This is a genomic window from Shinella sp., from assembly GCF_052438155.1.
In the GTDB taxonomy this organism is placed as follows: Bacteria; Pseudomonadota; Alphaproteobacteria; order Rhizobiales; family Rhizobiaceae; genus Shinella.
Genome location: NZ_JBQVPI010000009.1, coordinates 158,380 through 180,292 on the forward strand (window position 1 = coordinate 158,380; position 21,913 = coordinate 180,292).

Below are 21,913 nucleotides of genomic sequence, written 5' to 3' on the forward strand. Positions count from 1 at the left end.
TCCGCCGGTAACAGGGGCGTCGTTCACAAAAAGCGAACGATCTGTATTCTGATCGCCCGTCTAGTTTGACGACGGAAAGCTGATATCTCTTTGCCAACGCAAACAACCAAGCCTCAGGAGCTTATCATGCAACAGAACGCCGTCGTCCTTCTCGGACGCATTCTTCTCGCCACCATGTTTATCACCGCCGGTTATCCGAAGCTCATCGATCCGTCTGGCACCGCCGGGATGATCGCCGGTGCCGGCCTTCCGGCCGCAACCGCGCTTGCCTACCTCGCCGGTCTCTTCGAACTCGTTGCCGGCCTCTTCGTCCTCGTCGGTTTCCAGACGAAGATTGCCGCCTACCTTCTCGCTGCCTTCAGCGTCTTCACCGCGCTCGTCTTCCACAGTGGCGCGATCAACGTTCCGGACTTCCCGGAAGGCGCAAACGGCCTGCTGACCCTCTTCAACGGCCTGATGATGTGGAAGAACATCACGATCGCCGGCGGCTTCCTCGTGCTCGCCGCCTTCGGCCCCGGCGCCTACTCGCTCGATGCCCGCTCCGCTGCCGGCAAGGCCGTCACCGCCTAAGCGACCAATACTCTGATCCTCCAGAAACCCTTCCCGGCCTCCGGGGAGGGTTTTTCGTTTCCCACCTGCTGGAAAGCCGCGTCTCTTGCTGCTATGCGCTCGGGTAAGACAGCCATGTGGGGAGATGCCGATGTTTTCCAATTCCTTTCCGGACCGCGACGTGATGGCGGAGCTGATGGCCCGCATGCTGTGGGAGATCAAGGCGGTGCATTTCCGCCCTGAACAGCCCTACAAGCTCGCTTCGGGCATGGCCTCTCCGGTCTATATGGATTGCCGCAAGCTGCTCTCCTATCCGCGCATTCGCTCGGCGATCATGGATTTCGCCGCCGCGACCCTCACGCGCGAGGCCGGCTTCGAGCGTTTTGACGTCATCGCCGGCGGCGAAACGGCCGGTATCCCCTTCGCAGCCCTGCTGGCAGACCGCCTCGGCCTGCCGATGATCTACGTGCGCAAGAAGCCGAAGGGCCATGGCCGCAACTCCCAGATCGAAGGTGTGATGCAGGAGGGCGCGCGCGTGCTCGTCATCGAGGACCTCGTGACGGTCGGCGGCTCCATGTTCACCTTCATCGACGCGATCCGCGCAGCCGGCGGCATCGTGGATCACGGCATGTCGCTGTTCTACTACGGCATCTTCAAGGAAGCCGAGGCGCGCTATGCCAACGGCGGCGTGAAGCTGCACCACATCGCCACCTGGCGGAACGTACTGGCGGTTGCGAAGGCAGAAAAACTCTTCGATGATGCGACACTCGCCTCGGTCGAATCCTTCTTCGATGCGCCTCTCGTCTGGTCGGCCGCCCATGGCGGCGTTGCGGAGCTGCCGACGTCGTAAAAGGCTCTGGCGCTTTCCGTTGTGATCGTTTAAATCGATTGAAAGTCCGCTTGGGAGGAAATGCACATGATCCTGTGTTGTGGTGAAGCCCTGATCGATATGCTGCCGCGCACATCGACGCTCGGAGAGGATGCCTATGCCCCCTATGCCGGCGGGGCGATCTTCAACACGGCGATCGCGCTCGGCCGCCTCGGCGTACCGACCGGCTTCTTCACCGGCCTTTCCGACGACATGATGGGCGACATCCTGCGCACGACGCTCGGCGAAAGCGGCGTCGATTACAGCTACTGCGCAACTCTCTCGCGCCCGACCACCGTCGCCTTCGTCAAGCTGATCCATGGTCACGCGAGCTATGCCTTCTACGACGAGGGCACCGCCGGCCGCATGATTACCGACGCCGAGCTTCCGATGCTCGGCGACGATTGCGAGGCGCTGCATTTCGGCGCGATCAGCCTGATCCCGGAACCTTGCGGCTCCACCTACGAGGCACTTCTGAAGCGCGAGCACGACAAGCGCGTCATCTCGCTCGACCCGAACATTCGCCCCGGCTTCATCAAGGACAAGGACGCCCATATGGGCCGCATCCGCCGGATGGCCGCCATGGCGGATATCGTAAAATTCTCCGATGAGGACCTAGCCTGGTTCGGCCTCGAAGGGGACGAGGACGCGCTTGCCCGTCACTGGCTGCACCATGGTGCAAAACTCGTCGTCGTCACGCGCGGCGCGGAAGGTGCCGTCGGCTATACTGCCGACCACAAGGTCGTGGTGCCGAGCGAGCGTGTGACCGTGGTCGATACGGTCGGCGCCGGCGATACGTTCGATGCCGGTGTTCTCGCCTCTCTGAAGATGCAGAACCTGCTGACCAAGCAGCAGGTGGCGAAGCTCGACGAGGACCAGATCGCCAAGGTGCTGGCGCTCGGCGCCAAGGCCGCCGCCGTCACCGTCTCGCGCGCCGGTGCTAACCCGCCGTGGGCGAAGGAAATCGGGCTGGCGTAGGCTGCTAGCAGCCTTCATTCGCCTGTCATCGCCGCATGGTCAAAGGGGCCATGCTCGACCACACCGCCCCAGATTCGCTCCCCGCCGCCCGTTCCGATGGACGGGCTCCCACCATTCTTGTCGTCACGGATGCCTGGCGCCCGCAGTTGAACGGCGTCGTGCATACGCTCGAAGAGCTGGCCCGCTCGATGGCGGAGGAGGGCGTCGACGTCGTCTTCCTGACGCCGCAGGAATTTACGACGGTGCCGCTGCCGTCCTACCCGGAAATCCGTCTCGCCATCACCTCGAAGCGCCGCGTACTGGCCGAGATCGAGAAGATCGCGCCGGATTACATCCACATCGCTACAGAAGGCCCGCTCGGCATGGCGGCGCGCAGCGCCTGCCTGGAGCGCCGATTGCCCTTCACCACGGCCTATCACACGCGTTTTCCAGAATTCATCAGCGCCCGCCTGCCCATTCCGGAGAGTGTCAGCTACTGGTGGCTGCGTCGCTTTCACAATGCCGGCAACGGCATGATGGTGGCGACGAAGTCGCTCGGCGCGGAAATGGCGGCGCGTGGTTTCGTGCGTATCAAGCGCTGGTCGCGCGGTGTCGATACGAAACTGTTCGATCCGGCCAAGCGCCGCGATCTCGGCCTGCCGCGCCCGATCTTCTTGAATGTTGGTCGGGTCGCGGTGGAAAAGAACCTGCCCGCCTTCCTCGGCCTCGACCTGCCGGGCAGCAAGGTCGTCGTCGGCGACGGGCCGGACCTCGCCATGCTGCGCCAGCGTTATCCGGATGTGCATTTCCTGGGTCGTAAGCTCGGCGAGGAACTCGCTGCCGTCTATGCCTCGGCCGACGTCTTCGTCTTCCCGAGCCGTACGGATACGTTTGGAAATGTCATGCTGGAGGCGCTCGCCAGCGGCGTGCCGGTTGCCGCTTTTCCGGTGACCGCACCGCGCGATGTGCTCGGCGATGCCGGTGCGCTATCGGAAAACCTGCGGGAGGCAGCACTTGCTGCGCTCGATATCCCGAAGGACGTCGCGCGCGACCGTGCCATGACCTATAGCTGGCGCGCCTGCGCGCGGGAATTCCTCGGAAACCTCACGCGCGTGCCGCGCGATGCATTCGCGGCACGGCGTCTCAGCCTGCGCTGAGCTTACTTGGCAGCCTTCAGGAGCGCGGCAACGAGGCCGGCGGTCGATGAATCGTGGCCGTCAGCACTTTCCTTGCCCTCGACGACCGGCAGCAGGCCCGTCGCCAGCTCCTTGCCGAGCTCCACGCCCCACTGGTCGAACGAGTTGATGTTGAAGAGCACGCCTTCGACGAAGACGCGATGCTCGTAGAGCGCAACCAGCCGGCCAAACGTAAATGGCGTCAGGCTGTCATAGACCATGGTGATCGACGGACGGTTGCCGGAAAACACGCGGTGCGGCGCGATCTTGTCGGCCTTTGCCTCGTCCATGCCCTTCGCCGTCAGCTGCGCCTTGGCTTCCGCCAGCGTGCGGCCTTTCATCAAGGCTTCCGACTGCGCCAGGCAGTTGGCGATCAAAAGCTGGTGCTGGTGGCGTAGGTTCTTCTCGTGGCCATTCGCCGCGATCATGAACTCGGCCGGAATGATCGTCGTGCCCTGGTGGATGAGCTGGTAGAAGGCGTGTTGGCCGTTGGTGCCGGGCTCACCCCAGACGACGGGGCCGGTCTGGCCCTCGACCGGCGTCGAATCCATGGTGACGGACTTGCCGTTCGATTCCATGTCGAGCTGCTGGAGATAGGCCGGGAAACGCGACAGGCGCTGGTCGTAAGGAAGGATGGCGCGCGACGGGTAGCCGAGCACGTTGCGGTGATAATAGCCGATGAGCCCGAGCAGCATCGGAATGTTTTCGCGGACCGGCGCCTCGCGGAAATGGTTGTCGATGGCATGGCCGCCGGCCAGGAATTCGGCAAAATTCTCCTTGCCGATGGCGATCATCAGCGGCAGGCCGATCGCCGACCAGATCGAATAGCGACCGCCAACCCAATCCCAGAAACCGAAGACGCGCTCAGCCCCGATACCGAAGGCCGAAACCTTGTCGAGCGCTGTGGAGACCGCGCAGAAATGACTGCCGACCGCAGCATCGCCCAGCGCGTCGGCGATGAACTTGCGTGCCGTCGCAGCATTCGTCATCGTCTCGATGGTCGTAAAGGTCTTCGAGGCGACGATGAACAGTGTGGTTTCGGCGTCGAGCAGTTTCAGTGTGTCGGCAATGTGTGCGCCGTCGATGTTCGAGACGAAATGCAGCCGCGGGCCGTCATGGAAGGGTGCAAGCGCCAGCGTCGCCATGACCGGGCCGAGATCCGAGCCACCGATGCCGATATTGACGACGTCGGTGATTTTCTTGCCGCTCGCGCCTTTCAATGTGCCGGAACGGATACCGTCGGCAAACACACCCATGGCGTCGAGCACGCCGTTGACATCAGGCATGACATCCTTGCCGTCGACCAGCACGGGCGTGTTGGCGCGGTTGCGCAGCGCCGTGTGCAGCACGGCGCGCTCTTCCGTGATGTTGATGATCGCGCCGGCGAACATCGCATCGCGCTTCTTCTCGACGCCGGCCTGCTTGGCGAGTGCTTCCAGCCCGTCGAGCACGGCGTCGTTCACCGCACATTTCGAATAGTCGAACAGGAAATCGTCGAGTTTGGCGTTGTAGCGGGAAAACCGCTTGGGGTCGGCCGCAAAGGCGGCTCTGATGTCTGTGGCGTTGGTATCGCGGGCGATGGATTTCAGCTTTTCGACAAGCGCGTTCATCGGCGTCTTCCTTGGCTTTGGACGATGCCGGCTAGCTAGTCGCTTTGGTATGTGCAAATCAAGACCGCAAACGCGACTTGGTCGAAAAAATTAAATCGGTTTAGGCTCGGTAGAACCGGGGCCGGCGTCAGCCCCGGAGATCCTTGCGGAGAATCTTGCCGACATTGGATTTCGGCAGTTCAGTGCGGAATTCGATGAATTTCGGCCGCTTGTAATTGGTGAGGTTTGCCGCGCAATGCGCCTTCACGTCGGCTTCGGTGAGTGCCGGATCCTTCTTCACCACGAACAGTTTTACCGCCTCGCCGGAATGTTCGTCCGGCACGCCGATCGCCGCGCATTCGAGGATGCCGGGATGCGACATCGCCACTTCCTCGATCTCGTTGGGGAAGACATTGAAGCCGGAGACGAGGATCATGTCCTTCTTGCGGTCGACGATCTTGGTAAAGCCTTCCGGTGACATGAAGCCGATATCGCCGGAGCGGAAGAAACCGTCCGGGGTCATCACCTTTTCCGTCTCGTCCGGCCGTTGCCAGTAGCCGGCCATGACCTGCGGGCCGCGGATGCAGATCTCGCCCACTTCGCCCAGTCCCAGCGTCCTGCCGTCGTCGTCACGGATCTCGATGTCCGTCGAGGGCAGCGGCAGGCCGATCGTGCCGGTGAATTCCGCGCGGTCGAAACGGTTGGCGGTTGCGACCGGCGAGGTTTCCGACAGGCCGTAGCCTTCGATGACGGCGCAGCCGGTCATCTTCTGCCAGCGTTCGGCGACCGGCCGCTGCACCGCCATGCCGCCGCCAAGCGTCAGCAGCAGGTCGGACAGGTCGAGCTTGGCGAAGTCCGGGTTGTTCATCAGCGCATTGAACAGCGTATTGAGGCCCGGGAAGATGTGGACGCGGTATTTTCCGAGTTCCTTGACGAAGGCGGGGATGTCGCGTGGATTGGCGATCAGCACATTGTGGCCGCCAAGCGCGATGCCCATCAGCCCGTTCACGGTCAAGGCGAAGATGTGGTAGAGCGGCAGCGCGCAAATGAAGACGAGCTGGTCCGGGCGGCTCTTCACATGGAAGATCGGCTCGATCCACAGCTTGATCTGCTCCATGTTGGAGAGCAGGTTGGCATGGGTCAGCGTGGCGCCCTTCGAGACGCCCGTCGTGCCGCCGGTATATTGCAGGAAGGCCGTATCGTCCGGCGCGACGCTGACGGGCTTCAGTGTGCCGCGCGCGCCTTCCGCCATCACCTGCTTGAAGGGAATATGGCCTGGCAACGACCAGGCCGGCACCAGCTTCTTCACCCTGCGCACGACGAAATTGACGATCAGGCCCTTGAGGCCGAGCATGTCGCCCATCGTGGTGACGACAACGTGCTTGACCGCGGTGCGTGAGGCGACCTGCGCGACGGTGCTGGCAAAATTCTCCAGCACGAACAGCGCCTTGGCACCCGCATCCTTCAACTGGTGTTCGAGTTCGCGCGGCGTATAGAGCGGATTGACATTCACCACGACGAGGCCGGCACGCAGGATGCCGAAGATGATCACCGGGTTCTGCAAAATGTTCGGCATCATGACCGCGACGCGGTCGCCCTTTTCAAGGCCGCGCGCCTGGAGCCAGGCGGCGATGCTGCGGGAGGCGGCCTCGAATTCGCGGAAGGTCAGCGTTTTGCCCATGCTGGTGAAGGCGGGGCGATCGGCAAACTGGGCGCAGCAGCTTTCAACCAGCGCGCCGATGGACGGATAGCCGAGCGGCGCGATGTCGCCGGCCATGCCCTCGGGATACGAGGCAAGCCAGAAGCGGCCGGACGGCTGCGTTGAAGGGTCTTGAACTGTGGCCGACATGCATGCTCCTCCTCATTGGGCGCGGGCATCATCCTCCCCGCCGGCACCGAAGGTCCTCCAACCGTTCGATGCGGACAAGATGATGCTTTTAGCGGGCGCCATCAAGAGTCATCGCTATATTACATTGACGTAAACGTCAACATTCGGACGGTCTCTCCCCAGATAGCTTTTCCGTGAGCGAGGCAATCGCTGCCCCTGCGGCGTCTCATCGCGCTTTGGCCTAAAATATCACGTATATGTTTAACAATCTTGGGGTACAGCTTATCTAGGCAGTCTGGCCTGAACGACGGCCGCATTGGAGTGAACGCGCTTGCTGCATTCGGAACATCGCAGAAATGAGCCCCGGTTTCTCGGCGCTGCCCGTCCGAGCAGCGTCGCGCTCATATCGCCCATCTCGGCGGCGCGCTGGCTCCTGGTCCTTGTCGTCTTCGCCGGCATCTACTTCTTCCATGGCTTCGTCGTGCCGGTGCTCGCGGCCCTCGTCATCGCCTTTGCCAGTTGGCCGCTCTATGCGCGCCTGCTGGCGCAGGTGAACGGCAACCGCACACTCGCGGCCTCCATCGCCATTCTCCTCATCCTGGCCTTCATCATCGGGCCGATCATGATCGCCTCGACCTATGCCTTTCACGAAATCCGCGACTGGATCGGCTGGGCGGTGGAGACCAATCGCACGGGGGCCGTGACACCGGACTGGATCCGCGCGCTGCCGATCATCGGCGGCTGGCTCGACATGCAGTGGACGCGCTTCATCGATCATCCGGGTGCGATCGGCGAGCTGACACAGATCGTCAGCGGCGCCAATATCGGCAATATCTACCGCGTCGCGCTCGCAGCCGGCGGCAAGGCCTTCGGCCTGCTGCTCGCCATGCTGTTCATGTTGATCGCGCTGTTCTTCATCTACCGCGACGGCCAGTCCTTCGCAGGCCAGGTCGATCGCCTCGGAGAACGCATTCTGCCGATGCGCTGGGAGCGCATTTCCCGCATCGTACCGGCGACGATCAGCTCCACCGTCACGGGCATGACGCTGATCGCCATCGGCGAGGGCATCGTGCTCGGCGTCGCTTACTGGATTGCCGGCGTGCCGTCAGCTGTCACGCTCGGTGTGCTGACCGGCATCATGGCGCTTTTCCCCGGCGGCGCGCCGCTGTCCTTCTCGCTCGTCTCGATCTATCTCGTTTCCAGTGGCTCACCCGTGGCGGGCCTTGCCTTGTTCATCTGGGGCTCGGTCGAACTCTTCATCGTCGACAAGACGCTGCGCCCCCGCCTGGTCGGTGGCCCGATCAAGCTACCGTTCCTGCCCACCTTCTTCGGCCTTATCGGCGGTGTGAAGACCATGGGTTTCCTCGGCCTCTTCATTGGCCCCGTGCTGATGGCGCTGCTCGTTGCGATCTGGCGAGAATGGATCCGCGAAGTCGACACAATGGAATCGCCATCGCCGATCATTCTCGATCCCCATTCGGTGCCGCCAAGCCAGGCCGATCAGGAGCGCAATGTCGGCTGAGCCGGCGCCCCTCGACTCGTGGCTTTGGATGAGCGATTGTCTCAGGTGAGGGCACAGTCAATGCGCATCTTCGGCTTTATCGTGGCAGTATCCACGCTCGCCATGGCCACCCAGGTCGAGGCGCAGGAATTCGACGCCAGCGGGCCGACCGGGCCACGTATCAGCCAGAACGAGGCCCAGGCCGAAATCGACCGCCTCAAGGCCGTTATCCGCGAAATGGAGCGCGAGATTTCCCGACTTCGCGAAAATGCGTCCCCTGTGGAGAACGTGCCTCAGAAGGGCAGCCTCATCGGCACGTGGCTCGGCGGCGTTTCCTGCGGCCGCCGCCAGTTCTCGGTCACCCTGTCGGTCGGCGAGCAGTTCGGCAGGGTCGCCAAAGGCTCGTTTGCCTTCAGCGGTGCGGGAACAGGAACCGACGAGGCGCAGATAAGCCCCATGCCGACCGAGGATGCGCCCGATTCCTACATCATCGTCACCGCGAAGGCGGCTACATACGATTATGTCGTTAAAATCGACGCGAACACGATGTCAGGCAAATCCACCAGCAAAAACTGCACGATCCAATTGGAGCGCGATTAACCCCGTTCGCCGGCGGCTCATACCCACCGCCAGATCGGCGATCTACTCTCCGTCCGGGATTTGCCGATAGCGAAGCCGCCCGAGAATGCCGCCAGAATTGGCCGCGCGGGACTGCCGCCGCTACTTGCTAAAATTAGTATGCGTGCCATAGGTTGCCCCGCGCCTTCGCGCACTTTTTGGGGGACTAAACATGACGACGACAATGCGGACAGGGCTTGCTGCCCTCGTTCTTGCGACCGCTTTCACCGCATCCACCACTTCGGCGTTGGCCTGGGGCTGCATCGCAGTCTCCGAGGAAGGCAGCTACGGCTACAGCTATAGCTATGACGACGAAGGCGATGCGCGCGAAAAGGCGCTGACCGAGTGCGCAAACCGCACCACGGAAGAATCCGTGTGCGAGATCACCGAATGTGACGAAAACGACTAAAGAAATTCACGCCTGGAAAGCCCGCCGACCCGGCGGGCTTCGCCCTGCCTTGCCGTGCCGCGTGAGTTAGAACCGGCCGCGAAAGCCAAACTGCAAAGACATCGTCTTGAAGGATGCGCCGGCAGCGTTCCTGTAGAGCGTCGCGTCGCCGGTCGATGTGTCCGTCGAGTTCAGGTCACCCTTTCTGTGGAAGACATTCTCGAAGTTGCCGGCGAGGTAAAACGATGCTGTTTCGGTCAGTCGATAGTCGATCGCTGCGTTGAGCATAAGGACCGGCGCGGCTTTCATATCGCCGAAAGACCGGGTGCTGGTGAGCCAGTGGTCGTCCGTGTCGTCGATTCCGACAGTCATGCCGCCCTTGACGCCGCCGGACAGGGTCAGGCGGTCGAAGCTGGTCGACCCATCGAAGCCGACGAAGAGCGTGGGTATGTTCTGCTGGTAGGTAATGCCGCGCAGACCATCCGGGATCTCGCCAATGTCGTTGCGGATGCCCTCGTCGCTGTAGATGTACGAACCGCCGAAGGCGTCCCAGCGCACCTGGGTGTATTTCACACCGCCGCCAACACTGACAGTGCTGCGTTCGTCAGCGAAGACGTTTTTGCCGATCTCAACCGTGCCGCTGAAATAATAGTCGAGGCGCGTATCGGGATGGATGGAGCGATCGCTCCAGCCGTCCATGCTCTGGTCGATGGCATATTTCGGCACCCAGTCATAGTCGACCATGTGGCCATCGCCGCCAAAGCCGAAGTCGAGCTTACCTTTGACGTGCCAGTCGCTGCCGAGTTCAGCGCCTGCCGCTACCGTGTAGAGGACGACCCCGTCGGTGTCCCAGTCGAGCTGGCTCGCTTTGTCATTGCCCAGATAGACGTATTCGTGAGCTTCGATGTTCATGAGGCCGACGCCGCCGGACAGCCAGAAACTGCTGTCAGCAGGCCGTACAACCCCATCGCCTGCATGCGCCATGGACGTACCAAGCGCCAATGCGACCAGCGTAGATCGAAGCATTAGAAATCTCATATGTGACAATCCCGGAGCAAGGACAGGCCTGTTTTCTGGCGTGTTCGGAGTGGCTAGTAACCGTGCGATCCATCTGAACTTGGTAATGCAGAGGGTCGTTGCAAATCTGCACTATTGGTGCCGCGCAAGTTGAGGACAAAAAAGGGTTGAACTCCGTCGTCCACCCTTTTCTCTGAAAAGCCACGCCTCGCATCCTGCCGGATTGCTGCTCATGAAAACCAGAGCAACGGCCGAAACACCCAGCGAGCACATCGGTTCGCGCACACGTTGCGACGTGTTGTGCGTCCGGCCAATCGGGTGATCCGATAGCCGCAATTTCGACCAAAAGACCTGTTGGGTCCCGACCGCATGTCGTCGGCCAACGCCGATACAGCGACGCTGAAGGGCGTGCCGGTTTCCGGCGACTGCAAACTTGACTATGAGACGCACCATCCACAGATCACCGGGACCATCTTCGTCGGCGGCATTTGGCGAACGCGATCAGCCGACCAACCATGCTTTCGACGCGGAGTTGCTACAGGACGACATGACAAAAGCAATAGACCGCCGCGTTGTGGTGCATTTTCCCGGCTTCGAGCCAATGGCCGCTCAGGCACACTACGGCCGCTTCAAGCGATCCGTCCAATTTTCGGCAAAGGTCTGGGAATACGCGGCAAACGTATCTCCGCTCGCCGACGAAGGCATCAGTCCAAATTTCACCGTCTCGAGCGACGTCGGGGGCTGGAATACGTCCACGACCGTACACCTGTGCGATCACAACGGATTGCTCGAAAAGCTGACTGAAAAACCGATCCTGCACCGTATTCTAGCGGGCTTTTTCAGTGCCGCCCAGGTCGTGTTTTATGGCGCGGCGGCCGGCTACTTCCGGCACGCATGGCGGTTCGGGCTGTTCTTCGTGTTTCCATACCTGTTGATGGGCTTCGTGCTCGGAGCCTGCCTTTTCGTGGCGGCGACCCCTTTCTGGCTGGATTTGCGGCCCTGGCACTATGTCTGGAGCATTCCGCTCGCCTGGATTTGTTTTCAATACGTGCTTTTTCCGCTTTCGGAGCGGTTTCTCACCCTCCATCTTTTTGCCGACTGGCAATTGGCGGTGTCAGCCGCCCGTCTTGACGATCCCGACCTGGCCAAATGGCTGGAGCAATGCGCCGCACGGCTTGCCAAAGCGCTCGACGAGCCCGCCGACGAGTATGTCATCAGCTCCCACAGCATGGGCTCGACGCTCGCAGCCCATGTGTTCGGGATGGTGCTGGAAAACAATCCTGCGGCATTGGCTGGAAAAAAGGTCGTCTTCCTCACCCTCGGAGGGGCGATCCTGCAATGCGCTCTTCTCAGGCCGGCGGTCAAATTGCGCGAAAGAGTGGGGGCGATAGCGCGCATGCCCGAAGTGTCCTTCGTGGAAGTGCACTGCCTGACCGACGTGATCCATTTCTACAAATGCCCGGTCGTCTCCCTGTGCGGGCACCCGGATGCCCCCCAGGCGGAGCAAATGTATATCCGGGTGAAGAAACTGCTCGAACCCGAGCGCTACAAGCGAATCAAGCGCGATTTTCTCCGCGTCCATCGCCAATACGTGCTTCACGGCGACAAGCGCGGCGCCTTTGACTTCAGCCTTCTAACCGTCAGTCCATTTCCGGCGCACCGAACGGATGATTTTTCGAAGAGAGACGTCAAGACGCTGGGCCGGGGTTGACGGCATTCCAGCGCCGGACCGGGCCAGAGGGGATGACGATGCGAGAGCGGCAAGGCGCCGGCTGATGACGATCGATCCTGTTAAAGGATGAAATCAGTACTTGTCACGTCAATCTTGGGATCCAGGCAGATGGTGAAATCAATTGCTCCATCACCATTCACGTCTCCGTAGATGAAAGTGTGGCTGCTTTTAAAATAGCGCAACTCGCCAGCCGTTTTACTGAACGGATCTGTTCCGATGAAGGTGAATGCCTCGTTGCCCTCGGTCGCAGCAACAGCATCGATACGGGACAGATCGATCTTGTCTCCTTCGACACGGGAGAAATCGTAGATCCTATCGCGTGCGTTGAGAATGCTGTCTGAGACTTTCTGAAATATAAAGCTATCCGCCCCGGTACCCCCGTATAGCTTGTCCGCACCTGCCCCTCCGATGAGCTTGTCATCGCCGGCCTTGCCGTCCAGTCTGTTGCTCCCGATATTGCCGGTAAGTAGATTGTTTAGTGCATTCCCGGACCCGCTTATATTGCCGGTGCCAAGTTGCAGCATGTTTTCGACATTGACGGACAACGTGTAGGAAACGCTGGAAACGATCCTGTCGATGCCCTCGCCGCTGGCTTCGATCAGCTTGTATTTAGCATTGTCGATGAACAGCGTGTCGTTGCCGGCGTCGCCATAGATCAGGCCTTTGATGAAGCCGCCGCGATTGTCGAGCGTATCGTTGCCGGCGCCGAGGGAAACATCGCCGATCAGCCTGCCACCATTGATGACGATCTCGCGTCCGGCGCCCAATGTCAGGGACTCGAATCCGCCGAAGCTGCCGATGATGCCGTGATTGGTAATCCTGATCGTGTCGGTCGCGTCGGAATCCGAGCCCAAGCCAAACTCGGTTCCGTAGATACTGCCCGTGGCGCCGTTGACGATCTGGGCATTGTCGGTGCGATCCAGAAACAGGCCGACCGCGCCGCGCAAAAGGCCGTTGTTGCGGATATCGAGGTTGCTGGCCATGGTGGCGAACAGGCCCACGCCCTCGCCTGTAATGGTGCCGTCGTTGACGAGATGGGAATCGTCTCCGCCCATGGCGATGGCAACGAGACCGCTGACAGTACCCGTCGTGCCGACATTGATACGGGTATTCTGTCCGCCCGAAATCATGCCAGCCTCGTAGCCGATCACGGTGCCGTCAATGTTGAACGTGTTGTCTCTGACCGGTTTGTCGAGCAAATAGTTCTCTGCAATGGCGGCGGTGAGATCGACGTCGGTCGCCACACGCAGAACCAACGCGCCCTGCTGGACGTTGTAGGTGTCGCCGCTGGTATCGACCATGATGGTGTCGGTGATGATGCCGGCGTAATTTTTGGTGGCCATGGATCGATCTCTCTTGATTTCGCGCCCGCAGCGCATGTCGGTTTGGGTGTCCGTGCGAGGCAATTGCCGCCCGGTAAAATCTAATGGTCAAGAATGCGCCGCCTTCATAGGCGGTCTATGCTCCCGTTCGCGCGCGTTCCTGGATCGGCGTTGCCAGAGGTGCAATCGGCATTGCCTGAATCCGGGTGAGAGAACCCACGATCTGGCGCTTCATGTCCGGTTCGGGATGGTAAATTACCGGGAGAAGTTGTTTCGCGGGTCAACAGGTAGAGTGCCGTCGGAAATTCTCATTTCGCGCGAAGCATGTCAAATGTCGCCCTGGGATTGCACAGACGAATTCGCCGAGCCTCGTAGCCAAGACCCCCATGCTGGGGCGGGCAAGAGGCTCCAGCGCGCCCAATAGGGGCGTGTCAAAAATCCACCGGCCGCAAAGCCTGGGGAAACAATACTTTTGCAAAGGAAATGGTGCGGCTTAGGCTCAGGCCCTATTGAATTACTTTCAGCGTCTTCCTCTCTTTGATTCACTGGGATCGAATGGCGACGCCTTGATGAGTGAGCCGATGCTTTGTCGGAGGTGCAGATGCGCCGGATAGAGCGCTATTTCCCGCTGTCGCACGGGGTGCCACGTGTCGATGACCGGTTGATTTTGAGTGGCATTGTCTTTGTCTTGCGCAATGGGTTGCGGTGGCGTGACGCGCCCAGGGAATACGGGCCACACAAGACCATCTATAATCGCTTCATCCGCTGGAGCAGACTCGGCGTGTTCAACCGGTTGGCCGTGCCCTCGGAGCCTACACCTTCCCAGCCCCTGCCGAAGGTCTTGACACCGCGTGGCAGCGGTGCAAATTCTCTCGCATGGGGCAGCGATCGCCCCACGAGGCCACGGCCGAAGAATCGCGTCCTTTAAACCCGAGAAACCGGAGGGACGCGCTATGCCGTCATTTCTTGAGATCACATCCGACAAGCTGAACCGCATCGTCGGCACGCCGAACGCGCCGATGATTATCGACGTCCGCAACGACGAGGATTTTGCCGCCGACCCCCGCCTCATACCGGGATCGGTGCGGCGCGATTACCGCAATGTGACGGAATGGGCGGAAGGGCTAGACGGCCCCTGCGTTGTCCTCTGCCAAAAGGGACAGAAGCTTGGCCACGGTGTCGCCGCCCATCTTCGTGCCGTTGGCAAGGCTGCTGAGGTTCTTGAGGGGGGCTTCGAGGCATGGCGTGCGTCGAAGGTTGCACTTGTCCCCGAGGAAAAGCTGCCGCCCCGCGACAGCCACGGGCGGACAGTTTGGGTCACGCGCTCCCGGCCGAAAATCGACCGTATTGCTTGTCCGTGGCTGATCAGGCGCTTCGTCGATCCGTCTGCGGTCTTCCTGTTTGTGCCGGCCGCGGAAGTTGCGGCCGTCGCCGATCGATTCAACGCCGCGCCCTTCGACATCGAGGATATATTCTGGAGCCACCGCGGGGAGCTTTGCACCTTCGACGTCATGGTCGAGGAGTTCGGTCTCGGGACCGAGCCGATGCTCCGCCTCGCGACGATTGTCCGGGGAGCCGATACGTCCAGACCCGAACTTGCTCTTGAAGTGCCGGGGCTACTGGCGGCATCGCTCGGACTGTCGCGCATGTTCAACGATGATCTTGAACAACTCAATGCGGGCATGACAGTCTACGATGCCTTCTACAGATGGTGCCGTGACGCGACCGAGGAAACCCACAACTGGCCCAACCCGAGGAAGGCATAAGACCATGACCGACCTCGCGAAGACAAACGCACGCGTCGACGCTGCGCCCAGCACCGATGTCGTCCCGCTATCTGAAGCCGTGAAGGTATGGGCGCGCGTGGCGGCCCTTAGCTTTGGAGGCCCCGCAGGCCAGATCGCCGTGATGCACCGCATCGTCGTGGACGAGAAACGCTGGGTGGGTGAGCACCGCTTTCTCCACGCGCTCAACTACTGCATACTCCTGCCGGGGCCGGAGGCCCACCAACTCGCCATCTATATCGGCTGGCTCCTGAACAAGACCAAGGGCGGAATGATCGCGGGCCTGCTATTCGTCCTGCCGGGTTTCCTCTCCATTCTGGCGCTTAGCTACATCTATGTGATTTTCGGCGACGCCACCGCGATTGAGGGGATGTTCTTCGGCCTGAAATGCGCGGTCCTCGCCGTCGTCATCCAAGCGGTTTTCCGGATCGGCAGTAGGGCGCTCAAGAACAACGTGATGGTCGCGATAGCGGCGGCCGCCTTCGTGGCTATCTTTTTCCTCCATGTGCCGTTTCCCTTGATCATCATCGTCGCCGGTCTTATAGGCTACTTCGGAGGTCGGGCGGGACTTGCCGCGTTCAGAGCTGGCGGAGGGCACAAGTTCGGATCGGGCAATATACTCGAAGACAGGGAATCCGTTCTCGGCGAAGGTATCCCGCCGCACGCCAAGCCCAACCTCGCTTGGTCGCTCAAGACCTCCGGCGCACTGGCGGCACTCTGGCTGGTTCCCGTGGTGGCGCTGGTCCTCGGGCTCGGCTGGGACAATGTGTTTTCGAAGATCGGGTTGTTCTTTAGCCAGATGGCGGTTGTGACCTTCGGCGGAGCCTATGCCGTCCTCGCCTACGTTGCCCAAGCTGCGGTAGAAAACTACGGCTGGCTTCGTCCGGGAGAAATGCTCGATGGCCTTGGCATGGCGGAGACGACCCCCGGTCCCCTGATCATGGTCACCCAGTTCGTCGGCTTTCTGGCTGGCTACCGCGATCCGGGAACATTGTCTCCGCTGGCCGCGGCGACACTCGGAGCGATCCTGACGACTTGGGTGACGTTCCTGCCGAGTTTCCTCTGGATATTCGCCGGCGCGCCCTTCATAGAGAAGATGCGCAGCAACGCCGCGCTCAGTGGCGCGATGTCGGCGATCACCGCCGCCGTCGTCGGGGTGATTCTCAACCTCGCTGTTTGGTTCGGGCTTCACGTGCTGTTCGCCGAGGTCCGGCCTACAGTCCTTGGCCCGCTCACCCTCGACATACCCGTTTTCGGGTCGCTCTTGTTACCGTCGCTGACACTGACCTTGCTGGCGGTATTCGCCATCTTCCGCCTCAAGCTGTCGGTTATCGTCACACTGGCGATCTCGGCGGCAGCGGGGATTGGTTGGCGCTTGATGTTGTAGGGCAAGGTTTGCTTGGGGCCAAAGGCGGCTCCAGTCAGCGCAATGGCTTGGGCTTGACCGTCACAGCGCGGTACACCCTGCCGTGACGTAACTGGCGATGTGCATGACCCGTAACGTCCGGGTTGACCCCCGCTATTTGTGACGCATTAGCCTCAGCTTTTGACCCTCAGGTGACATAAGGTGAGGCGGCGCGGACCAGGTCCACAGCAAAGCCGCTTTGGTCGAATTGATTAGGTGTGGGTTTGTGGGGGGCTGAGCTTTGGCTGGGGCTGTTTCGGCTAACCCGCATTCGCCTGCTGGCGGGCCTGTACGGGCGATTGTGCGCCCTTGCCGGCCCGCCCCGTGCCGAAGCGATTCACACCCGGCGTCGAGGGCTGGCAGTAGAAGACCAGCAGGACCAGTACGCCGAGCGGGATGATGCCGATCAGCACCCACCAGCCTGTCCGGTCGAGGTCATGCAGGCGGCGAACAGCGACGGCCAACGCCGGAATGTAGTGTGGAATGATCCACAGCGCAGTGACGAAGGGCGTGCCACTTTGTCCGTTTCCGAGCGCCGCGTCGAGGATCAGGGCGACGATGCCGCCGACGATCAGACGAGCGTGAACATCCAGAACTCGGTGCGGCTTGCCCGTCCCTTGAAGTCGAAGTAGCGGCGCATTGCTTCAACGTAGGCGTTCATTTGGTTTTGCCTTCTGTTCGTGCTTGAGTTGAATAATGGGAGGCTATAAATCCGTCGATTGTCAAGCCTCCCATGTGGCTCATGTCCTCGGCATGGACACGCACAGCACCATCGGTTGGAGCCTCCGCCGCCTTCGAGTGGCAAAGGGCCTTTCGCAGGAAAGGCTGGCGCTGGAATCTGGTATCGATCGCGCCTATGTCGGGCGGGTCGAGCGTGGCTCGGAAAACGTGACCGTCTCGACCTTGGAGGCTTTTGCCACTGTGCTCGGCGTGCGGGTCTCAGCCCGGTTCCGTGATGTCGATCCAAGCGAGCCTGAGCCGGCACCGCTGAAGGCCGGCAGGAAACCCAAGGCCCTGAACTGAAGAAGCCCGCCGAGGGGCGGGCTTGCGGGGTGCGGTGATGATCACGAGGGCCGGCATCAATATTCGTCCGCCCGCATGATCGTCATCACGCGCATGGTGAAGGCCGGGTCCGTGGGATCAGGCGAGGCATGGCGAAGATCGAGGTCGTAATAGTCGATCTTCCAGAAGTACCGCACGCCCTTGAAGGCCAGCGCCCCGAAGTCATGTTCGCCATAGGGGTCGTCTTCAGGGTCAAAGCTGTCGAAGTCCCGAACCGCCTGAAACAGGGTGCGCCAGTCGGCCGGGTCGAGCAGCATCACCCCGCGCGTCGGGACGACATGGCCGTCAGCGAAGGTGCGGCGGAAGCTGTCGTTGAGGCGGCGCAGGGTGTCGGCGCGGTTAAGCCTGTCCCGGCCGGTCTCCAGCGCATCGGTGATGAGATCGGCAAAGCGCATGGTCGCCAGCCTCAAGCGAACTGGTGCCGGGGATGCAGCAGGGCGATGTCCGTGACCGGCCGCACAAAGTCGGGGAGGTCAGGCCATTGATACCAGCGCAGCTTGACTCCTCCGGAAGCCCCTCGACCACATCGGCCTCATACCAGCCGTCGCCCTCCCCATCGGAAGCGAGCACGAGGCCGCCGACCTTGATCTTGGACCAGTCTTCCGGCTTGTCGCGCTGCACGGTCACCGCGCCTGTCCCTGTCGCCTCAGCACCGGCAACGGCAGAGCCTTTTCCGCCGCTTGCCTGCAACGGCTGTCGTGCCCGGTCGCGCTCGCTCTCCGGCAGGTGGGCCATCAGCTCATCGTAGAACGGCGTCTTGACGAAGGGCATGAACGCCTTGCCGCTCGGGAATATCTTGCCCTGCGGCAACTGCCCGGCCAGCGAGCGAACTGCATCGACGTCCACCGGCAGGCTGAGCATGCCCATGGCTTCGGCGGCGGAGACAGCCGCCTCTGAAGTCCCTTGCGGGAACCACGCCCCATGCGCCTTGCCCCGATCGTCCAGCCCGAACAGCACCAACGCGGCCGGTGGCGCCTCCTGCAGCGGTTTCGGCTTGGCGATGGCCGGCACCGGCAGGGGTAGCAGCGCCTGCCCTTTGGGCGGGTGGCCGAGGATGGACAGGCGGGGCAGCGAAACGGCCGGGTTTGACGGCGAGGGATATGCGGCAGTGTGCATATGGGGTGCGCCTGAAACGAAAAAGCGCGCGCCCGTAGGACGTTCTCTGTGAAAAGTTATCGTGCCGCCGACGGCAATTTGCCCTTGAGAACCAGATTGCAGGCCGCGTACGAACGTACCCGGCTGCTCCCGCTGCGCTGATTGCTATTTGATTTCTAGCACTTAGCGCGCTTGCCGAGGAACTTAGCTAGGTGATTGAAAAGAATGGTGCCGCTTAGCAGACTCGAACTGCTGACCCCGTCATTACGAATGACGTGCTCTACCAACTGAGCTAAAGCGGCCTTCTATCGATCCCGAAGCGTGTCGGGACCGGAATTGGTGCGCTGATAACCGCAATGGGAAGAGATTTCAAGCGGGGAGTTTCAACTTCCGCATTTTTCCCTGTGCGATTTTCCGTTGCGCCGCGGTCAGGCGGCGCAAATGCGGTGTTTTGCGGCGATGTATTCGCGTTCCAGCCGGGCGACGAGATTTTCGACGGGGGCTATTTCCTTGATGGCGCCGATGCCCTGGCCGCAGCCCCAGATGTCTTTCCAGGCTTTGGCGCCGGTCGTTGCCGCTTCGAAGTCCATCTTCGTCGGGTCGGCTTCCGGCAGATGATCCGGGTCCATGCCAGCGGCAGTGATGGAGGGCTTCAGGTAGTTGCCGTGGATGCCCGTGAAGTAGTTGGAATAGACGACGTCGGCGGCGGCGCTATCGACGATCATCTGCTTGTAGGCGTCGCTTGCGCGCGCCTCCGTCGTGGCGATGAAGGGGGAGCCGATATAGGCCATGTCGGCGCCCATCGCCTGGGCGGCGAGGACAGCGCCACCGTTCGCGATCGCACCGGAGAGGAGGAGGGGGCCGTCGAACCATTCGCGGATTTCCTGGATCAGCGCGAAGGGCGAGAGCGGGCCGGCATGGCCACCGGCGCCGGCCGCAACCGCGATCAGGCCGTCCGCGCCCTTGCGGATCGCCGAATTGGCATGCCGGTTGTTGATCACGTCGTGCAGCACGATGCCGCCATAGGAGTGGATCGCGGCGTTGACCTCCGGCACGGCGCCGAGCGAGGAGATCACCACGGGCACCTTGTACTTCACGCACATCATCAGGTCGTGCTCCAGCCGCTTGTTGGAGCGGTGGACGATCTGGTTGACGGCGAAGGGGGCGGCGGGGCGGTCGGGGTTTTGTGCGTCGTGCGCGGCGAGGCCTTCGGTGATTTCCGCCAACCACTCGTCGAGTTGCGATTCCGGTCGCGCATTCAGCGCCGGGAAGGCGCCGATGACGCCGGCCTTGCATTGTGCGAGGGTCAATGCGGGATGCGAGACGATGAAGAGCGGCGCGCCGACGACGGGCAGGCGCAGCTTGTCCTTGAGGATCGCGGGCAGGGCCATGGTGGAAGTCCAGTCCAGTTTTGACGTTTACGAAAACGTCAAAACCATAGCAGCGGGATTTCTCTCTGAAAAGGGGTGTGCGGCGAAGGGAGGAGTATGCGGCTGCGAGGCGGGTGTTTGCGGTCAAGATTGGAAGTCTATGGCACCAGGGAGCAGGGCCGGATTGCGCGAAGCGGAAGGTTATCGCGCGCCTGGAAATGCCGGCCGGGCCGATTTGGCGGCGCGTTTTGATGCCATGCTGCGACAAAAACCTGTCGCTGCCCCCAAAATCCGGTCTGGCGCTTTCCCTGTGGAGCACGGAATCCATCGCCCTCCCAAACGCTTATCCCCGGCGGTGCTGAGGCAGTTTCGGCCGGAAGACTTGCGCAAAGCCCCGGCAAACGTTACGCAAAAGCTAACAAAGGCCGGAAAGTAGGGCTCTTTCTACAGATGTATCGTGACCGCTACGTTAGGCGGCTCCCGCAGAAGGGTTAGATGTGAGCGGACTGGAAACGGCAATCAGAAACGCGCTGGCGCGCTCCGAACGCGCCAATGCCGAAGTTCGGGCGCGAATCTACCAGTCGGCGCGCAATGCGCTGGAGGCCGGCCTGCGCAAGCAGGAGATAAACGATCCAGAGACGATCGCCACGCAGCGCCACCGGCTGGAAGCGACGATCCACGAAATCGAGGTGGAAGAACGAGCGCAGCTGGCGACAGTGCCCGCGCATGATGTCCACCGTGTGGAACCTGTCGTGGAGGCGCGGCCGGAACCGGTGTTGCGTGCCGAGCGCGAGGTGCGTCCCGAACCGAAGATTGACGCCGAGCCGCGTGTCGATACGCGTCAGCCGGCAGCGGCAGGCGATTTCGGCGCCATTCGCCCCGAGCGCGCGGACGGCTTTGCCAAAAGCAGCAAGGCAACAACATCTACCGGCAGCGCTGCAACGAACGAAGCTTCGGATTTCCGCCCGGAGCGTGTCGCCAAGGCGCGCAAGCGGCGTGGCCGGGTTTTCTCCTTCCTGCTCGTTGTGGCGACGCTGATTGCGGCCTTCGGCGCGCTTGCCTGGTGGATGCAGACGAGCGGGCTTCTCGACGACCTGCAGAATGGCGCGGATGGCTCGACACCACCGGCGACCGTTTCCGGGGAGGATTTTTCCGGCGAAGATCCGCTCAAGAAGGCGCTCGATACGCAGAGCCGCTTCTCTTCCGACTGGCGCGCCGTCTTTTCGCCGGCCGAGACCGCCAAGCTTTCCGCAGGCGCGGCCGGTCGTTTTGAAGCCGTGAGCACGAATGACGGTCCGGCGGTGCGCGTCACCTCCACCAATCCCGAGCGCGACGGTTCGGTGCTGATCGAGGTGTCTCCCGACGTCCTGGGCGAAATGGGCGGGAAGACCTCGACGGTCGCGCTCACGCTGCAATCGGTCAACGGCAAGCCGATCCAGGTTTCGGTCGAGTGCGACTTCGCGACGATGGGCAACTGCGGCCGCCATCGCTTCACGGTGTCGGAGCGCACAGATATCCTGTTCCAGGTGGAATTCGACCGCTCGCTCTCGCCGAGCGGCGCTGGGCATCTGGTGCTGAACAGCGACATGACCGGCGGGGATGCGAGCGTAAATCTCTATGCTGTCCGCATCCTGCCGGGTGAATAAGCTTCGT

20 protein-coding genes, 1 tRNA gene and 1 pseudogene are annotated in these 21,913 nt (G+C 61.7%); 13 read left to right on the top strand and 9 right to left on the bottom strand.

Annotated elements, in window-relative coordinates; translation table 11 throughout:
- Positions 1 to 126: 126 nt before the first annotated feature.
- The 4 genes from ACT6VE_RS18285 to ACT6VE_RS18300 all read left to right on the top strand — a co-directional run bounded on the left by ACT6VE_RS18285 (position 127) and on the right by ACT6VE_RS18300 (position 3,531).
- The gene (locus ACT6VE_RS18285) at positions 127 to 570 is read left to right on the top strand and encodes a DoxX family protein (protein WP_444799943.1); all 444 of its coding nucleotides are present in this window, start codon (positions 127 to 129) and stop codon (positions 568 to 570) included.
- A 130-nt stretch (positions 571 to 700) separates the two neighbouring features.
- Positions 701 to 1,399, top strand: coding sequence for an orotate phosphoribosyltransferase (locus ACT6VE_RS18290; protein WP_444799944.1), 699 nt, complete (start codon positions 701 to 703; stop codon positions 1,397 to 1,399).
- Between the two features lie 66 nt (positions 1,400 to 1,465).
- Positions 1,466 to 2,395 (top strand): carbohydrate kinase family protein, encoded by a 930-nt coding sequence (locus ACT6VE_RS18295; protein ID WP_444799945.1) that lies wholly within the window; start codon positions 1,466 to 1,468, stop codon positions 2,393 to 2,395.
- Positions 2,396 to 2,445: 50 nt separating this feature from the next.
- On the top strand, positions 2,446 to 3,531 hold the full coding sequence (locus ACT6VE_RS18300; RefSeq protein WP_444799946.1) for a glycosyltransferase family 4 protein: 1,086 nt from the start codon (positions 2,446 to 2,448) through the stop codon (positions 3,529 to 3,531).
- A 2-nt stretch (positions 3,532 to 3,533) separates the two neighbouring features.
- Here ACT6VE_RS18300 and pgi read toward each other — a convergent pair whose 3' ends face one another.
- Both pgi and ACT6VE_RS18310 read right to left on the bottom strand, forming a co-directional pair.
- On the bottom strand, positions 3,534 to 5,159 hold the full coding sequence (pgi, locus tag ACT6VE_RS18305; RefSeq protein WP_444799947.1) for a glucose-6-phosphate isomerase: 1,626 nt from the start codon (positions 5,157 to 5,159) through the stop codon (positions 3,534 to 3,536).
- A 127-nt stretch (positions 5,160 to 5,286) separates the two neighbouring features.
- Complete coding sequence (locus tag ACT6VE_RS18310) at positions 5,287 to 6,987, bottom strand: long-chain-fatty-acid--CoA ligase (RefSeq protein ID WP_444799948.1); 1,701 nt, start codon at positions 6,985 to 6,987, stop codon at positions 5,287 to 5,289.
- A 310-nt stretch (positions 6,988 to 7,297) separates the two neighbouring features.
- Here ACT6VE_RS18310 and ACT6VE_RS18315 point away from each other — a divergent pair, with 310 nt between their 5' ends.
- The 3 genes from ACT6VE_RS18315 (at position 7,298) to ACT6VE_RS18325 (ending at position 9,494) form a co-directional block, all read left to right on the top strand.
- Positions 7,298 to 8,488, top strand: coding sequence for an AI-2E family transporter (locus ACT6VE_RS18315; protein WP_444799949.1), 1,191 nt, complete (start codon positions 7,298 to 7,300; stop codon positions 8,486 to 8,488).
- Positions 8,489 to 8,548: 60 nt separating this feature from the next.
- On the top strand, positions 8,549 to 9,067 hold the full coding sequence (locus ACT6VE_RS18320) for a hypothetical protein (RefSeq protein WP_444799950.1): 519 nt from the start codon (positions 8,549 to 8,551) through the stop codon (positions 9,065 to 9,067).
- A 190-nt stretch (positions 9,068 to 9,257) separates the two neighbouring features.
- Complete coding sequence (locus tag ACT6VE_RS18325; RefSeq protein WP_150129962.1) at positions 9,258 to 9,494, top strand: DUF4189 domain-containing protein; 237 nt, start codon at positions 9,258 to 9,260, stop codon at positions 9,492 to 9,494.
- Positions 9,495 to 9,560: 66 nt separating this feature from the next.
- Here ACT6VE_RS18325 and ACT6VE_RS18330 read toward each other — a convergent pair whose 3' ends face one another.
- Entirely contained in the window at positions 9,561 to 10,499 is a 939-nt protein-coding gene (locus ACT6VE_RS18330; protein ID WP_444799951.1) for an omptin family outer membrane protease, read from the bottom strand.
- A 430-nt stretch (positions 10,500 to 10,929) separates the two neighbouring features.
- On the opposite strand from ACT6VE_RS18330, the gene ACT6VE_RS18335 reads away from it, so the two are divergent.
- Positions 10,930 to 12,201, top strand: coding sequence for a hypothetical protein (locus tag ACT6VE_RS18335; protein WP_444799952.1), 1,272 nt, complete (start codon positions 10,930 to 10,932; stop codon positions 12,199 to 12,201).
- Between the two features lie 80 nt (positions 12,202 to 12,281).
- Here the strand turns inward: ACT6VE_RS18335 and ACT6VE_RS18340 are convergent, their stop codons facing one another.
- Complete coding sequence (locus ACT6VE_RS18340) at positions 12,282 to 13,565, bottom strand: M10 family metallopeptidase C-terminal domain-containing protein (protein WP_444799953.1); 1,284 nt, start codon at positions 13,563 to 13,565, stop codon at positions 12,282 to 12,284.
- 565 nt (positions 13,566 to 14,130) lie between these two features.
- On the opposite strand from ACT6VE_RS18340, the pseudogene ACT6VE_RS18345 reads away from it, so the two are divergent.
- From ACT6VE_RS18345 to chrA, 3 genes and pseudogenes are all read left to right on the top strand, one after another.
- A pseudogene (locus tag ACT6VE_RS18345) lies at positions 14,131 to 14,346 on the top strand (transposase); the annotation flags it as partial.
- Positions 14,347 to 14,497: 151 nt separating this feature from the next.
- Positions 14,498 to 15,310, top strand: a complete 813-nt coding sequence (locus tag ACT6VE_RS18350) for a chromate resistance protein ChrB domain-containing protein (RefSeq protein ID WP_444799954.1) — start codon at positions 14,498 to 14,500, stop codon at positions 15,308 to 15,310.
- Positions 15,311 to 15,314: 4 nt separating this feature from the next.
- Complete coding sequence (gene chrA, locus ACT6VE_RS18355) at positions 15,315 to 16,715, top strand: chromate efflux transporter (protein WP_444799955.1); 1,401 nt, start codon at positions 15,315 to 15,317, stop codon at positions 16,713 to 16,715.
- 278 nt (positions 16,716 to 16,993) lie between these two features.
- On the opposite strand, the gene ACT6VE_RS18360 is transcribed toward chrA, so the two are convergent.
- Positions 16,994 to 17,326, bottom strand: a complete 333-nt coding sequence (locus ACT6VE_RS18360) for a DUF805 domain-containing protein (RefSeq protein WP_444800000.1) — start codon at positions 17,324 to 17,326, stop codon at positions 16,994 to 16,996.
- Positions 17,327 to 17,486: 160 nt separating this feature from the next.
- Here ACT6VE_RS18360 and ACT6VE_RS18365 point away from each other — a divergent pair, with 160 nt between their 5' ends.
- Positions 17,487 to 17,756 (top strand): helix-turn-helix domain-containing protein, encoded by a 270-nt coding sequence (locus ACT6VE_RS18365; RefSeq protein ID WP_444799956.1) that lies wholly within the window; start codon positions 17,487 to 17,489, stop codon positions 17,754 to 17,756.
- 56 nt (positions 17,757 to 17,812) lie between these two features.
- On the opposite strand, the gene ACT6VE_RS18370 is transcribed toward ACT6VE_RS18365, so the two are convergent.
- The 4 genes from ACT6VE_RS18370 to ACT6VE_RS18385 form a co-directional block, all read right to left on the bottom strand.
- A complete protein-coding gene (locus ACT6VE_RS18370) occupies positions 17,813 to 18,190 on the bottom strand; it encodes a DUF3768 domain-containing protein (RefSeq protein ID WP_444799957.1) in 378 nt (125 codons plus the stop codon).
- A complete protein-coding gene (locus tag ACT6VE_RS18375) occupies positions 18,135 to 18,911 on the bottom strand; it encodes a hypothetical protein (protein WP_444799958.1) in 777 nt (258 codons plus the stop codon). The genes ACT6VE_RS18370 and ACT6VE_RS18375 overlap by 56 nt, the downstream gene beginning before the upstream one ends.
- Before the next feature lie 205 nt (positions 18,912 to 19,116).
- A tRNA-Thr gene (locus ACT6VE_RS18380) sits at positions 19,117 to 19,192 on the bottom strand.
- Positions 19,193 to 19,318: 126 nt separating this feature from the next.
- Complete coding sequence (locus ACT6VE_RS18385; RefSeq protein WP_444799959.1) at positions 19,319 to 20,281, bottom strand: NAD(P)H-dependent flavin oxidoreductase; 963 nt, start codon at positions 20,279 to 20,281, stop codon at positions 19,319 to 19,321.
- A 476-nt stretch (positions 20,282 to 20,757) separates the two neighbouring features.
- On the opposite strand from ACT6VE_RS18385, the gene ACT6VE_RS18390 reads away from it, so the two are divergent.
- Positions 20,758 to 21,906, top strand: a complete 1,149-nt coding sequence (locus ACT6VE_RS18390; RefSeq protein ID WP_444799960.1) for a biotin transporter BioY — start codon at positions 20,758 to 20,760, stop codon at positions 21,904 to 21,906.
- Positions 21,907 to 21,913: the final 7 nt, after the last annotated feature.

What these genes read in the sequence shown, in the direction of transcription:
- ACT6VE_RS18330 (WP_444799951.1), bottom strand. Translation starts at nt 10,499, where the DNA reads ATGCTTCGATCTACGCTGGTCGCATTGGCGCTTGGTACGTCCATGGCG.
- ACT6VE_RS18310 (WP_444799948.1), bottom strand. Translation starts at nt 6,987, where the DNA reads ATGTCGGCCACAGTTCAAGACCCTTCAACGCAGCCGTCCGGCCGCTTC.
- ACT6VE_RS18300 (WP_444799946.1), top strand. Translation starts at nt 2,446, where the DNA reads ATGCTCGACCACACCGCCCCAGATTCGCTCCCCGCCGCCCGTTCCGAT.
- ACT6VE_RS18295 (WP_444799945.1), top strand. Translation starts at nt 1,466, where the DNA reads ATGATCCTGTGTTGTGGTGAAGCCCTGATCGATATGCTGCCGCGCACA.
- ACT6VE_RS18290 (WP_444799944.1), top strand. Translation starts at nt 701, where the DNA reads ATGTTTTCCAATTCCTTTCCGGACCGCGACGTGATGGCGGAGCTGATG.
- ACT6VE_RS18385 (WP_444799959.1), bottom strand. Translation starts at nt 20,281, where the DNA reads ATGGCCCTGCCCGCGATCCTCAAGGACAAGCTGCGCCTGCCCGTCGTC.
- ACT6VE_RS18325 (WP_150129962.1), top strand. Translation starts at nt 9,258, where the DNA reads ATGACGACGACAATGCGGACAGGGCTTGCTGCCCTCGTTCTTGCGACC.
- ACT6VE_RS18350 (WP_444799954.1), top strand. Translation starts at nt 14,498, where the DNA reads ATGCCGTCATTTCTTGAGATCACATCCGACAAGCTGAACCGCATCGTC.
- ACT6VE_RS18320 (WP_444799950.1), top strand. Translation starts at nt 8,549, where the DNA reads ATGCGCATCTTCGGCTTTATCGTGGCAGTATCCACGCTCGCCATGGCC.
- ACT6VE_RS18285 (WP_444799943.1), top strand. Translation starts at nt 127, where the DNA reads ATGCAACAGAACGCCGTCGTCCTTCTCGGACGCATTCTTCTCGCCACC.
- chrA (WP_444799955.1), top strand. Translation starts at nt 15,315, where the DNA reads ATGACCGACCTCGCGAAGACAAACGCACGCGTCGACGCTGCGCCCAGC.
- ACT6VE_RS18365 (WP_444799956.1), top strand. Translation starts at nt 17,487, where the DNA reads ATGGACACGCACAGCACCATCGGTTGGAGCCTCCGCCGCCTTCGAGTG.
- ACT6VE_RS18340 (WP_444799953.1), bottom strand. Translation starts at nt 13,565, where the DNA reads ATGGCCACCAAAAATTACGCCGGCATCATCACCGACACCATCATGGTC.
- ACT6VE_RS18370 (WP_444799957.1), bottom strand. Translation starts at nt 18,190, where the DNA reads ATGCGCTTTGCCGATCTCATCACCGATGCGCTGGAGACCGGCCGGGAC.
- ACT6VE_RS18335 (WP_444799952.1), top strand. Translation starts at nt 10,930, where the DNA reads ATGAGACGCACCATCCACAGATCACCGGGACCATCTTCGTCGGCGGCA.
- ACT6VE_RS18375 (WP_444799958.1), bottom strand. Translation starts at nt 18,911, where the DNA reads ATGCACACTGCCGCATATCCCTCGCCGTCAAACCCGGCCGTTTCGCTG.
- pgi (WP_444799947.1), bottom strand. Translation starts at nt 5,159, where the DNA reads ATGAACGCGCTTGTCGAAAAGCTGAAATCCATCGCCCGCGATACCAAC.